Annotated in this window: 13 protein-coding genes; 11 read left to right on the top strand and 2 right to left on the bottom strand. The window is 29.5% G+C overall.

From position 1 onward, the window contains the following. Position 1: 1 nt before the first annotated feature. The gene (locus tag BTO04_RS03495) at positions 2–565 is read right to left on the bottom strand and encodes a hypothetical protein (protein ID WP_157662420.1); all 564 of its coding nucleotides are present in this window, start codon (positions 563–565) and stop codon (positions 2–4) included. A gap of 544 nt (positions 566–1,109) precedes the next feature. Between BTO04_RS03495 and hisG the strand changes: the two genes are divergently transcribed. The 9 genes from hisG to hisIE all read left to right on the top strand — a co-directional run bounded on the left by hisG (position 1,110) and on the right by hisIE (position 9,303). Then, positions 1,110–1,967, top strand: a complete 858-nt coding sequence (hisG, locus tag BTO04_RS03490; protein WP_087563175.1) for an ATP phosphoribosyltransferase — start codon at positions 1,110–1,112, stop codon at positions 1,965–1,967. A 62-nt stretch (positions 1,968–2,029) separates the two neighbouring features. Beyond that, a complete protein-coding gene (gene hisD / locus BTO04_RS03485) occupies positions 2,030–3,313 on the top strand; it encodes a histidinol dehydrogenase (protein WP_087563174.1) in 1,284 nt (427 codons plus the stop codon). A gap of 104 nt (positions 3,314–3,417) precedes the next feature. Continuing rightward, the gene (gene hisC / locus BTO04_RS03480) at positions 3,418–4,470 is read left to right on the top strand and encodes a histidinol-phosphate transaminase (protein ID WP_087565319.1); all 1,053 of its coding nucleotides are present in this window, start codon (positions 3,418–3,420) and stop codon (positions 4,468–4,470) included. Positions 4,471–4,620: 150 nt separating this feature from the next. Further along, a complete protein-coding gene (gene hisB, locus BTO04_RS03475; RefSeq protein ID WP_087563173.1) occupies positions 4,621–5,757 on the top strand; it encodes a bifunctional histidinol-phosphatase/imidazoleglycerol-phosphate dehydratase HisB in 1,137 nt (378 codons plus the stop codon). A 75-nt stretch (positions 5,758–5,832) separates the two neighbouring features. Then, positions 5,833–6,426: an imidazole glycerol phosphate synthase subunit HisH gene (hisH, locus tag BTO04_RS03470; protein WP_087563172.1), complete on the top strand. Its 594-nt coding sequence runs from the start codon at positions 5,833–5,835 to the stop codon at positions 6,424–6,426. 15 nt (positions 6,427–6,441) lie between these two features. Then, positions 6,442–7,179 carry a 1-(5-phosphoribosyl)-5-[(5-phosphoribosylamino)methylideneamino]imidazole-4-carboxamide isomerase gene (gene hisA / locus BTO04_RS03465; protein ID WP_087563171.1) on the top strand — a complete coding sequence of 246 codons (738 nt, stop codon included), beginning with the start codon at positions 6,442–6,444 and terminating at the stop codon, positions 7,177–7,179. 65 nt (positions 7,180–7,244) lie between these two features. Beyond that, positions 7,245–8,000 (top strand): imidazole glycerol phosphate synthase subunit HisF, encoded by a 756-nt coding sequence (gene hisF / locus BTO04_RS03460; protein ID WP_087563170.1) that lies wholly within the window; start codon positions 7,245–7,247, stop codon positions 7,998–8,000. Positions 8,001–8,242: 242 nt separating this feature from the next. Further along, complete coding sequence (locus tag BTO04_RS03455) at positions 8,243–8,704, top strand: GNAT family N-acetyltransferase (protein ID WP_087563169.1); 462 nt, start codon at positions 8,243–8,245, stop codon at positions 8,702–8,704. After that, positions 8,704–9,303, top strand: coding sequence for a bifunctional phosphoribosyl-AMP cyclohydrolase/phosphoribosyl-ATP diphosphatase HisIE (gene hisIE / locus BTO04_RS03450; RefSeq protein WP_087563168.1), 600 nt, complete (start codon positions 8,704–8,706; stop codon positions 9,301–9,303). The genes BTO04_RS03455 and hisIE overlap by 1 nt, the downstream gene beginning before the upstream one ends. 1 nt (position 9,304) lies before the next feature. On the opposite strand, the gene BTO04_RS03445 is transcribed toward hisIE, so the two are convergent. Continuing rightward, positions 9,305–10,801 carry a hypothetical protein gene (locus BTO04_RS03445; protein ID WP_087563167.1) on the bottom strand — a complete coding sequence of 499 codons (1,497 nt, stop codon included), beginning with the start codon at positions 10,799–10,801 and terminating at the stop codon, positions 9,305–9,307. A gap of 150 nt (positions 10,802–10,951) precedes the next feature. On the opposite strand from BTO04_RS03445, the gene yiaA reads away from it, so the two are divergent. Beyond that, positions 10,952–11,437: an inner membrane protein YiaA gene (gene yiaA / locus BTO04_RS03440; protein ID WP_087563166.1), complete on the top strand. Its 486-nt coding sequence runs from the start codon at positions 10,952–10,954 to the stop codon at positions 11,435–11,437. 615 nt (positions 11,438–12,052) lie between these two features. Beyond that, positions 12,053–12,976, top strand: coding sequence for an EamA family transporter (locus BTO04_RS03435; protein WP_087563165.1), 924 nt, complete (start codon positions 12,053–12,055; stop codon positions 12,974–12,976). The last annotated feature ends 60 nt before the right edge of the window (positions 12,977–13,036 follow it).

The raw sequence follows: 13,036 nt of genomic DNA, 5'->3' as shown, positions 1-13,036 counted from the left end.
ATTATTTCTTTTTTAATAAGGTATAGTAAACACTCATTTGGTAAAAAACAGGATATAAAGTTCCTGGTCCAGAAGATCCATTTCCTGTATTTAAATTATAGCCTGCACTTAAATTAATTGTAAATGGCGCATCAAACTCATAAGAGATTCCTGCGTCTATTGAAAAAAGGAAAGCTGTGTTAGGGATTTCATCAAAAACATCAGCTTCATAATCAGCATAAAAATACCCAGTGTTTAATCTTGTAAAAGGTTGTAGTTTTTTTTGATACCGAAAATAATACCCCATATTTAGTAAGAAGTTATCTTGCTTAATAGCGTTTGTGCCCATTGCACTTCCAAGCCTTGTGGTTACATAACTAAACCCAAGATGAATGTGTTTATTCGAAATTTTAGGACTTGTAAAATCAACAGTAAATCCATTTTCCCAATAGAGTTTTTGGGTTTTTTGAGCACGGATACCTACTTTTACTTCTCCAAGCCAATCCCTTTTTTTATCTGGCGTTTGAGCTTGTAAACTGATAATAGAGGTCATAAAAATAAAGGCGAATACATGTTTCTTTATCATTTTAGTAATTTATAGGTTATAGTGGTATGTGAAAGTAATTGAAATGATTTTATTTTCGTAATTTTAATGCTATTTTTTTTAAAAAAATTATGTAAAAAATAGTTTTAATTAAGAAGTCTATATAGTGACCTAATTTTTATTTAATAGTTGTCAATTTACACTTTGTATTTATTAAAATAATACGTTTAAAGCCCTGTTTTATTAAATGAAAACTAAAAAAATTAAACAGATACTAAGAATTTGATAAATATTTCTATGAATCCTCTTTTTTATACAAATCAGTTGGTTTATTAATAATTTAATTTGGATATTTGCATAGAAATAAACAAGAACATGAACTTTATTCAAGTACATCATCATCATTTTTACAATTGCAGTCAAGCGATTTAAAAATGTATTGAATAAAAATCAAAATATTTATAAACCCGTTTGAGCAAATCAAACGGGTTTTTCTATTTCTAATAATAGAAATAGTTCCGATTTGATATCGGAATCTAATAAAATAGTAAGAGCCGTATTTGTTCAAGCATCAAACAAAAACAAAATGAATAAATTAAGAATTGCAGTACAGAAATCAGGAAGATTAAATGAAGATTCAATGAGAATCTTAAAAGACATTGGTATTTCTATAGACAATGGTAAAGATCAATTAAAAGCGGCTGCTAGAAATTTTCCAGTAGAAGTTTTTTACCTTAGAAATGGCGATATTCCTCAGTATTTAAGAGATGGAGTAGTAGATGCAGCCATTATTGGTGAGAATGTTTTAATAGAAAAAGGAAATGATATTGAGTTTATAGAACGTTTAGGGTTTTCTAAATGTAAAGTTTCTATTGCGGTGCCAAAAGAATCTGAAGCGAATTCGCTACAAGATTTAGACGGAAAAAGAATTGCAACTTCGTATCCAGAAACGGTTAAAAAATATTTAAAGGAATACAATATTGATGCACAATTACACATTATTAGTGGTTCTGTAGAAATTGCACCAAATATTGGTTTAGCAGACGGAATTTGTGATATTGTGTCTAGTGGAAGTACCTTATTCAAAAACGGATTAAAAGAGATTGAAGTTTTATTAAAATCGGAAGCAGTTTTGGCTGTTTCACCTTTAATTTCTGAAGAAGGAAAAGCTATTTTAGAGAAAATTCAGTTTAGAATTCAGGCTGTTTTAAAAGGACAAGCCTCTAAATATGTGTTATTAAATGCACCAAATGATAAATTAGAAAACATTCTAAAATTATTACCAGGTATGAGAAGCCCTACTGTTTTGCCTTTGGCAGAAGAAGGTTGGAGTTCTGTGCACACAGTAATTAGCAAAAATGAATTTTGGGAAATTATAGATGAGTTAAAAGAAAATGGAGCAGAAGGTATTTTAGTATGCCCTATTGAAAAAATGGTGCTGTAATTTTAAAAAACAATAAAATAAAAGACCCTGAATCAAGTTTAGGGTTGATTAACAAGCTCGTTATGAAAACAATTCTAAATCCACTTAAAAAAGAGTGGAAAAAAATATTAGAAAGACCTACAAAAACGGTTGATGATATTGAAAAAACAGTCAATCAAATTTTTGATGATGTAAAAAGAAATGGAGATCCCGCTGTACATAAATATACAGCACTCTTTGATGGTGTTTCTTTAGTAAATACCGTTGTTTCTGAACAAGAAGTTAAAGAAGCTATTGGTTTCGTTTCAGAAGAATTAAAAGAAGCTATTCAGTTAGCAAAAGCGAATATAACCAAATTTCATACGGCACAAAAGACAGAAAAAATACATGTAGAAACTGCAGAAGGAGTTTCTTGTTGGCAAGAAAAAAGACCAATTAATAAAGTTGGTTTATACATTCCTGGAGGAACAGCGCCTTTATTTTCTACCGTTTTAATGTTAGCAGTGCCTGCACAAATAGCAGGTTGTAAGGAAATTGTACTATGTTCACCACCAAATAAAGAAGGAAAAATTCACCCAGCAATTTTATACACTGCCAATTTATGTGGCGTTACAAAAATTATAAAAGTTGGCGGAATTCAAGCAATTGCAGGGTATACTTTTGGTACAGAAACCATTCCGCAAGTTTATAAAATATTTGGCCCAGGAAATCAGTTTGTAACGGTTGCAAAACAATTAGCAACCAAACATGGAGTTGCTATTGATATGCCTGCTGGTCCAAGTGAATTATTAGTAGTTGCAGATGATACTGCAAATGCGAGTTATGTAGCATCAGATTTATTAAGTCAAGCAGAACATGGAGCAGATAGTCAAGTTATTTTAGTTTCTACTTCTAAGAATTTAATTGATGAAGTGTCGAGTGAGATTCAAAAGCAACTTTTAGCGCTACCAAGAGTAGAAATTGCTACAAAAGCGATTGATAATTCGAAATCAATTCTTGTTGAAAATGATGAAGAAGCGCTAGATTTAATTAATGAATATGGACCAGAACATTTTATTGTTTGTACAAATAATAATGATTATTTCATTGATAATATAGAAAATGCAGGTTCTGTTTTTATTGGCAATTATACGCCAGAAAGTGCAGGAGATTATGCTTCAGGAACCAATCATACATTACCAACAAACGGATTTTCGAAAGCGTATTCTGGTGTAAATTTAGATAGTTTTACAAAAAGTATTACGTTTCAAGAAATATCTAAAAAAGGGATACAAACAATTGGGAATGCAATTGAGTTGATGGCAGAAGCAGAAGGGTTACAAGCCCATAAAAATGCAGTATCTATTCGTTTAAAAGATTTAAAATAGGTTATAAGATGTCTTTTTTGCGGAGGAAGAAATCCAAAGAAATGCGATGGCATAAAAATAAGTACGTATAGCTTCTCGTTTTTACGGGAATGACAAAAGTAGAAATGAAAGCAACATTCAATATCAATAATTTAGTAAGAGAAAACATTAAGTCTCTAAAACCGTATTCGTCTGCAAGAGATGAGTATAAAGATGTGAATATAAAAGAAATGATTTTCTTGGACGCCAATGAAAATCCTTTTGAAAATGGTGTAAATCGATATCCAGATCCGCAACAAAATAATGTAAAAGACGCGTTGTCTAAAATGAAAGGAGTTAATAAAAAAAACATCTTATTAGGTAATGGAAGTGATGAGGTTTTAGATTTGATTTACAGAGCTTTTTGTGAACCCAATAAAGATAATATCATCACATTACCTCCAACATATGGCATGTATTCTGTTTTGGCTAATATTAATGCAATTGAGAATAGAAAAGTTTTATTAACGGATGATTTTCAGCCACAAGTAAAACAGATTTTAAAAGCTGCAGATGCGAATAGTAAAATTTTGTTTTTATGTTCACCAAATAATCCTACTGGAAATAGTTTTACTGTTGAAACAATAAGAGAATTACTAATAAGATTTAAAGGATTAATAGTACTAGATGAGGCGTATATTGATTTTTCAGAGCAAGAAAGTTGGTTACATAAATTAAATAAATATCCTAATTTAATAATCACTCAAACGTTGTCTAAAGCTTATGGTTTAGCAGGAATAAGGTTAGGCGTTTGTTATGCTTCAGAAGAAATAATAGCAATATTAAATAACATAAAACCTCCTTATAACGTAAACGAGTTAACACAACAGAGAGCGTTAGTAAGATTGCAGAATTTAGACGAATTTAAAAATGAAGTTGCGCAATTAGTTAGCGAAAGAAAACGCTTAAAAAAGGAATTAGAGTGTTGTGTCTCTTTTATTGAAAAAGTATATCCTTCTGATGGAAATTTCTTATTGATAAAAGTAGATGATGCAACAAAACGTTATAACCAATTAATAAAATTAGGCGTTGTAATAAGAAATAGAACCAACCAACCTTTGTGTGAAAATTGTTTGCGAATAAGCGTTGGTGTGTGTGAAGAGAATCAACAATTATTAAGAAGCTTAAAGTCGCTTTAAAAATAAAAATAAAGTGTTGTTCGGAATGTGAATGAAATCAAAATTAGATTTCTTAATCGCTTAAAAAAGCTCATTTCGAAATGACAAAGAACGAATAGAAATATATTAAAAGATCCTAAAATAAGTTTAGGGTTGATTAAAAAGTGAATCATGAAGAAAGTATTATTTATAGACAGAGATGGAACCTTGGTGTTAGAGCCGCCTGTAGATTATCAATTAGATAGTTTAGAAAAGTTAGAATTTTACCCTAAAGTATTTCAATACATGGCAAAAATTGCTTCAGAATTGGACTATGAATTGGTAATGGTTACAAACCAAGATGGTTTAGGTACCGCTTCTTTTCCTGAAGCTACTTTTTGGCCAGCTCAAAATAAAGTAATGACAGCTTTTGAAAAAGAAGGCGTTGTTTTTACTGATGTTCATATAGATAAAACGTTTCCGCATGAAAATGCTGCAACAAGAAAGCCAAGAACAGGACTTTTAACAAAGTACTTTTCTGAGGAATATGATTTAGAAAATTCATATGTTTTAGGGGATCGTATTACAGACATGGAATTGGCTAAAAATTTAGGTGCAAAAGGTATTTACTTATCTGAAAATCCAGAACTAGGAGCAGATGAAATAGCAGCTTCTGAACAAGAAATTTTAGATTGTATTGCATTGACAAGTACAGATTGGTCTGAAATTTATGAGTTTTTAAAACTGAAAGATAGAGTTGCTGAAATTACTAGAAATACTAATGAAACTAAGATTTACATCAAAGTAAACTTAGATGGTTCTGGTAAGAATGATATTTCTACAGGTTTGTCATTTTTTGATCATATGTTAGATCAAATTGGTAGACATGGTGCGATGGATTTAACCATTAAAGTTGATGGAGATTTAGAAGTAGATGAACACCATACAATAGAAGATACAATGATTGCTTTTGGTGAATTGTTTAACAAAGCATTAGGAAATAAATTAGGGATAGAAAGATATGGTTTTTGTTTACCAATGGATGATTGTTTAGCGCAAGTTGCAGTAGATTTTGGAGGCAGAAATTGGTTAGAATGGGAGGCAGATTTTAAGCGTGAAAAAATTGGTGACATGCCAACAGAAATGTTTTTTCATTTGTTTAAATCTTTTACAGATGGCGCAAAATGTAATTTAAATATTAAAGCGGAAGGTATAAACGAACATCATAAAATTGAAGGTATTTTTAAAGCGTTTGCAAAAGCAATGAAAATGGCAGTGAAAAGAGATTCAAATAAGATGTTTTTACCCTCTACAAAAGGAATGCTTTAAAAAGTGTTGAATTATAAATTTTTAGTTTTGAGTGATTTTAACTTAAAACTAAACACTAAAAATTAAAAACTAATTATGAAACTCATAATTATAGATTACGGTGCAGGTAATATTAAAAGTATTCAGTTTGCCTTTAATAGGTTAGGAGTTGAAGCTGTTTTATCTAATAATATTGATGAAATTAGAGCTGCTGATAAAGTTATTTTCCCTGGAGTTGGAGAAGCAAGTTCTGCAATGAAAATGCTACAGGAAAGTGGCTTAGACAAAATAATACCTACTTTAAAACAACCTGTTTTGGGTATTTGTTTAGGGATGCAATTAATGTGTAATTCATCTGAAGAAGGAAACACAAAAGGCTTAGGTATTTTTAATACTACTGTAAAAAAGTTTTCAAGTGAGCTGAAAGTTCCTCAAATGGGATGGAATGTTATTAAAGACTTAAAATCTAGTTTATTTTCTGGAATTAAAGAAAATGAATTTATGTATTTAATACACAGTTATTATGCAGAACACTGTAAAGAAACTATTGCAGCTACAGATTATGGATTAAATTATGCTTCGGCATTACAACATAATAATTTTTACGGAGTACAATTTCACCCCGAAAAAAGTGGCGTTAAAGGGGCAGAAATTCTAGAAAATTTTTTGGAACTAAAAACCAACAACTAAAAACTAAAAACTATTTTGAGAATAATTCCAGCCATAGATATTATTGACGGAAAGTGTGTTCGTTTAACAAAAGGCGATTATAGCACTAAGAAAATTTATAATGAAAGTCCGTTAGAAGTTGCAAAAGAGTTTGAAGCAGCAGGAATCGAATATTTACATGTTGTTGATTTAGATGGTGCAAAAGCGAGTCAGATTATCAATCATAAAGTATTAGAGCAAATTGCTAGTAAAACCAATTTAAAGATTGATTTTGGTGGTGGTTTAAAATCTGATAAAGATTTAGAAATTGCATTTAATTCTGGTGCGAATCAAATTACTGGAGGAAGTATTGCTGTTAAAAATAGTGCCATTTTTGAAAGTTGGATTGAAAAATATGGCGCTCAAAAGATAATTTTAGGCGCTGATTTCTATCCAGACAATTCTGGAGGAAAGATTGCAACGAATGGTTGGCAAGAAGAAAGTTCTTTAGAGTTGATTCCGTTTATTAATGAGTATCAACAAAAAGGAATTCAATATATAATTTGTACAGACATCTCTAAAGATGGTATGTTACAAGGACCAAGTTTTGATATGTATCAACAGATTTTATCTGAAGTAAGTAACGTAAAGCTAATTGCTTCTGGTGGAATTTCAACTTTTGATGAATTGCCTAAGTTAGCAGAAATTGGTTGTGAAGGAGTAATTATAGGAAAAGCGATTTATGAAAATAAAATTAGCTTAAAACAGTTAGAACAATTTATATTAAACAAATAGCCTTTAGCTATTAGCGGTTAGCAATTTGCTAAAAGCTAAAAAGCCAAAAGCGAAAAGCTATAAGAATGTTAACAAAAAGAATAATACCTTGTTTAGATATTAAAAACGGAAGAACTGTAAAAGGGGTTAATTTCGTGAATTTAATAGACGCTGGAGATCCTGTAGTTTTAGCAAAGCAATATGCAGATTTAGGCGCAGATGAATTGGTTTTTTTAGATATTTCTGCAACATTAGAAGGTAGAAAAACCATGATAGAAATGGTACATCAAATTGCCGAACAAGTAAATATACCATTTACAGTAGGTGGAGGAATTTCTTCTGTTGAGAATGTAAATGAGCTATTAAAATGGGGCGCAGATAAAGTATCTATTAATTCATCTGCAGTAAAAAGACCCGATTTAATTAATGAGTTAGCAGAAAAATTTGGGAGTCAATGTGTGGTAGTTGCTATAGATGCAAAACAAATTGACGGAGAATGGTTTGTACATTTGGCGGGGGGAACAATTCCTACAGAAATTAAATTATTTGATTGGGCAAAAGAAGTTGAAGAACGTGGCGCAGGAGAGATTTTATTCACTTCTATGAATCATGATGGAACAAAAGCTGGTTTTGCAAATGAAGCTTTGGCACATTTATCAGGATTGTTAAATATTCCAATCATTGCTTCTGGTGGCGCAGGAACGATGCAACATTTTGTAGATACCTTTAAAGAAGGAAAGGCAGACGCAGCTTTGGCAGCAAGTGTTTTTCACTTTGGAGAAATTCCTATTTTAGAATTAAAACAAGAGTTAAAGAAAAATAATATTCCGGTGAGACTTTAGTCGAAATACTGAACTTGTTTTAGTATCTCATAAATAAAAAGCTCTCGATACAATTTCGATAAAAAATCGAAATCACTCGAACTGACAGAAATTAATAAAATAAAGATGTCATTCTGAATAGTACTGAAATCAAAATCTATTTTGATTCAAAGTAAATTGCGATGCAAATGAGGAGGAATCTCAAAAATAGATTTCTCAATCACTTAAAAAAGCTCATTTCGAAATGACATTTAAAATAAAAAATGAAAGAGTTACAACTTAGAAAATACGAAGACAAATATCATAAACAATTTAAAGACATCTCTTTAGATTGGCTGAATAAATATGACTTGTATGAAAAAGCGGATGATGATTTATTAGACAACCCTAATAAATATTTAGAAAAAGGGAGTTCAATTTTTTTAGCACACTTTAATGATAAAGTTGTAGGTACAATTAGTTTAATTCCTATTGATAAATATAAGTACGAAATATTAAAACTAGGGGTTGTTGACGGTTATAAAGGTTTAGGAATAGGTGCTAAATTAATGCAATTTTGTATCGATATTTGTATCGAGAAAAAGGTAAAGACAATTACATTAGAATCTAGTAGTCGATTAAAGGGTGCTTTAAAATTATATGAAAAACTAGGCTTTAAACATATAGAAATAGTAGATGCTCATTTTGAATCTGCTGACGTAAAAATGGAGTTAAAATTAAGATAATGGAGATAGATTTCAATAAAAATAATGACGGATTAGTACCAGCAATCATTCAAGATGCAACAACAAAAAATGTTTTGATGTTGGGCTATATGAATGAAGAAGCGTTTACTAAAACTAAAGAAACAAAATTAGTAACTTTTTTCAGCAGAACAAAAAATCGTCTTTGGACAAAAGGGGAAGAAAGTGGAAATGTATTGAATTTAGTTGATCTAAAACTAGATTGTGATAACGATACGTTATTGATTCAAGTAAACCCAAATGGACCAACGTGCCATAAAGGTTCTGATACCTGCTGGAATGAAGAAAACAAACCAAATTATGGTTTCTTTTCTACTTTAGAAGAGGTGATTACAGAGCGAGTTGCAAACAAAGACACTCAAAAATCGTATGTAGCCAGCTTATTTGCAAAAGGAATTAATAAAGTTGCTCAGAAAGTAGGTGAGGAAGCAGTTGAAACTGTTATTGAGGCCATGGATACTAATGATGAATTATTCTTATATGAATCTGCAGATTTGCTATTCCATTATTTAATGCTTTTACAGGCCAAAGGTTTCACTTTAAAAGATATTGAAGCTGAGTTAAAGAAAAGACATAAATAAATTAATTTTTTACCAAATCTAAAATGACCAAATACATCTCTTGTTTGGTCATTTTTGCTTTTAACCAAGCAAAGAAACTCATTATAAAAATATCTTCTTTGTCTTTTTCAATCCAGTCAAAAGAAGTTTTTACCTTTTCAAAAAAACTACTATTATTTACTATTTCGGGGTTTTTATAATAGATTTCTACTAGTTTTATAAATGAAATCACCCTATTTTGATTGATGTTTTCTAAATAATCGAAATATGACCTTTTAAAACTTAACAACCTTGAATCTACAATGTCCACGTTTCCTAAATCAATTTGAAGTAAAATTTCAATAATATTCTTTTTTATCAACCAATCAATTCCAATTTTATCTATATACCATTTGTCTGTATGATAAAATTTAGAAAACAATTTAGACGCAGCTTTAATATCTGCTTTTTGAAAATAAAATACGATTAAAGCCGTGGTTAATTTTATTTCTGAAAATAAATCGACACCTTTCTTTTGGTTTAAATTTTCTAATAAAAGAATCGCTTTTTCTGGATTATTGGTGTAATTCAAATTATAGGCTAATAACAATATGTATTTATTTTTAAAATTAGAATAATACTGTTTGTTATTTGCTTCCATGAAGAATAGCATTTTTTCTAAATACTTAAAAGATTCACAGAATTTTTTATTTCTAAAAAGCATATTAGCAATTAAATATAAGATTTCAATATGATAAAAATTTTGCTCTTTAATCGATTTATGATTTGAAACAATGTCATATGTTTCTAGAAGAAAAGATTCAGTATACCAATAATCGTAACTTTGTGAAGAAGATATATTTGTTATTTGTATTAATTGATACAAGGATTTAAATGATAAATCGTTAGAAATAGTAATATTTTCATCTTCTAATGATTTACCTATGAGTAACTTAATGTCAATTATTTTTTTTTGTTTATCAACTTCAAATAATACTTTTCTAATTTTTGCATACACAATATTTAATGATTCTTCTAGTTGATGTTGTTTTAGATTCTTTTTTTGTTCTAGTACCAACTCATCAATATTTATGGAAGGAATCTCATATGCATATTGAATCTTTGTGTGATAAATTTCATTTATAATTGTAAATAATTGATGTTCTTTTGCTATAATTATTGCTTTATCTAATATTTGATACCCTATTTTAATCTGTCCTTTTTTAAGAAAATTTCTTGCTGATAGAACCTGTTTTATCAATTGAATACCTAAAGAGTTTTCTTCTTTCATGCTCATATTCGCTGTAAAGTCTATCAAAGATTGAAACAGGCGCTTTCTTAAAGCATGCAATGCTACTTTATTTTGTTTCCTATATAATTCTACAGAGATTTCACTAGATGAAAGGTCTCCAGATAATAAGAGCTCAACTAATTGAATGTTTTTAGTATCCTTTCTTTTGTTTTTCTTTTCTAAATATACTATGAATTCTTGCTGTTTTTCTTTAGTTAAAGTAAATAATATTTCTCTTAAATTTATCATTATATCGTCAGTAAATATTGTTTAAAGGTACTAAATATAATAATACTGTTTTATTTATAATATTTTAAATCGTCAGTAATTTGATAAAGTAATATTTATAGAACTCAAAAAGGGTTGCAGTTTTGTGGTATACTTATAAAATTAAAAATTATGAATTATCAAACATCAGTTTCATCTAATGAAGAAACTAAAAAACAGTCAAAAAGAAATAAATTACAAAAAGAAGTAAATGAAAAACCAACTTCTGCTTATGTAGGCGCAACCTGGGGAGTTGTAATTATAGGATTGCTCTCTTATTGTATTGGTTTATGGAATGCAAGTATGGAGTTAAATGAGAAAGGGTACTATTTTGCGATCCTTTTAATGGGAATATATGCAGTAATATCGCTTCAAAAAGTAGTAAGAGATAAAGCTGAAAACATTAAAGTGAGTGATATGTATTATGGAATTAGTTGGGTTGTTGTAATTACCTCTTTGTTGCTGTTAATTATTGGGTTAAGAAATGCAGATTTAGAGTTAAGTGAAAAAGGATTCTATGCAATGTCTTATTTACTTAGTTTATTTGGCGCAATAACGGTTCAAAAAAACACGAGAGATATTGATTTTATCAACACTAAAACTGAAGAAGAAAAGTAGGTAGTTTGATACTGGATTTTTTAACAAAACCTCATAAGTTTAGGCTTGTGAGGTTTAAAAAATTCTAACTTTATGAAGAGATAAAATAAGATGAGTTCAAAATTTATAAATAATTTTGATACTATTAAGACATGGAGGCTGAATTAAAGGGAGGACATAAATAATTTGTTATATTTTATAGAGTCTAAGAAGTAATTTCAATTAAGATGTTTAACGTCAAAACAATCTTTCGTGTTTTTTTATTAATTTTAATTTTCACAAATTGTTCAAAATAAGAACCTGTACTAAAGAGCTTTATCGTTGAAGATAAAATAGAAGAAAAATTTACAATTAAACTTCGTGTTAAAGAGGGTAAGCTAGCATCTGGTTTAATTTGTGAACCTAAAAGTCTAGATATAGATTATACGGTATTATATAATTACGTAAGCAATGGTTCTAATTTTGATAATTACTTTAAATAGAATTCTGATGATACAAAAGCTTCCAAAGTAGTGGTGTATGGTATTAAAACAAATTATTATTAATTTGGTTCACTAATCATTTAAAATAATTTGTAATTAACAGTTGATTGATTAAAAATAATGCTTAAGATTGTATACGTAAACTTAAGTGTTAATGAAGAACTCAAAACTATTAATAATCATTTCTTTTTTATCAATTTATTTGGTTTGGGGATCCACCTATTTGTTTAATAAAATTGCGGTTACAGAACTGCCTCCATTTTTCTTAGCTTCTATACGTTTTACCATTGCAGGGATTCTAATAATGATAATTTCTAAATTATTGAAATTTAAACTAGCAATCACAAAAAAGCAATTCATCAATTCACTTATTGCCAGTTTTCTTTTTCTAGTTTATGGAAATGGGGTTTTTGTTTGGGCATTAAAATATGTTGATAGTGGTTTTGCCGCACTTTTAGCTTCAACACAGCCCTTATTCGTGCTGTTTTTAATGCGTTTAATTGATAGGAAACCAATGCAAAAAAAATCGATGATTGGTGTTGGTTTAGGTATTTTTGGAATGTATTTATTAGTGAGTCAGCAAGATATTACTGCTTCTGAAGGTAGTCTTTTAGGAATTTTTATGATTTTTACCTGTGTTTTAAGCTGGAGTTATGGAAGTGTTTTTGTTTCTAAAGCAGATTTGCCAAAAAACTTCTTTGTAACTACAGGATATCAAATGTTAATAGCGGGTTTACTCCTAGGTATTTCTAGTTTTGCCTTCAATGAAAATTGGATTTCTCCTTTAGCGTGGAGTTATAAAGTAAAGGTTGCTATGGTATTATTAATTGTATTTGGTGGTATCGTTGCTTTTACAGCTTTTAACTATTTACTTAAAGTAGTCTCAACAGAAAAAGTTGCAACTTCTGCCTATATAAATCCTGTGGTCGCTATAGGAATGGGTTGGTACTTTTTAGATGAAGTAATTACGTTACAATCTATTATTGCATCAATTGTTTTGTTAACGGGAGTCTATTTTATTAATTCTAGAAAAAGAAGACCTATTGCAAAGAAAGTAAATGCATCTCCAAAAGCTTAATCTTCTGTTATCTATAAATATATTCTGTTTATCAAAGCGTAATTTATTGATAACAAATAG

It is taken from the genome of Polaribacter sp. SA4-10, from assembly GCF_002163835.1.
GTDB lineage: Bacteria > Bacteroidota > Bacteroidia > Flavobacteriales > Flavobacteriaceae > Polaribacter.
This window is presented reverse-complemented; position numbering and strand designations above follow the sequence as displayed.

What these genes read in the sequence shown, in the direction of transcription:
- hisG (WP_087563175.1), top strand. Translation starts at nt 1,110, where the DNA reads ATGAATAAATTAAGAATTGCAGTACAGAAATCAGGAAGATTAAATGAA.
- BTO04_RS03495 (WP_157662420.1), bottom strand. Translation starts at nt 565, where the DNA reads ATGATAAAGAAACATGTATTCGCCTTTATTTTTATGACCTCTATTATC.
- BTO04_RS03435 (WP_087563165.1), top strand. Translation starts at nt 12,053, where the DNA reads ATGAAGAACTCAAAACTATTAATAATCATTTCTTTTTTATCAATTTAT.
- BTO04_RS03445 (WP_087563167.1), bottom strand. Translation starts at nt 10,801, where the DNA reads ATGATAAATTTAAGAGAAATATTATTTACTTTAACTAAAGAAAAACAG.
- hisC (WP_087565319.1), top strand. Translation starts at nt 3,418, where the DNA reads ATGAAAGCAACATTCAATATCAATAATTTAGTAAGAGAAAACATTAAG.
- hisB (WP_087563173.1), top strand. Translation starts at nt 4,621, where the DNA reads ATGAAGAAAGTATTATTTATAGACAGAGATGGAACCTTGGTGTTAGAG.
- yiaA (WP_087563166.1), top strand. Translation starts at nt 10,952, where the DNA reads ATGAATTATCAAACATCAGTTTCATCTAATGAAGAAACTAAAAAACAG.
- hisF (WP_087563170.1), top strand. Translation starts at nt 7,245, where the DNA reads ATGTTAACAAAAAGAATAATACCTTGTTTAGATATTAAAAACGGAAGA.
- hisIE (WP_087563168.1), top strand. Translation starts at nt 8,704, where the DNA reads ATGGAGATAGATTTCAATAAAAATAATGACGGATTAGTACCAGCAATC.
- hisH (WP_087563172.1), top strand. Translation starts at nt 5,833, where the DNA reads ATGAAACTCATAATTATAGATTACGGTGCAGGTAATATTAAAAGTATT.
- BTO04_RS03455 (WP_087563169.1), top strand. Translation starts at nt 8,243, where the DNA reads ATGAAAGAGTTACAACTTAGAAAATACGAAGACAAATATCATAAACAA.
- hisD (WP_087563174.1), top strand. Translation starts at nt 2,030, where the DNA reads ATGAAAACAATTCTAAATCCACTTAAAAAAGAGTGGAAAAAAATATTA.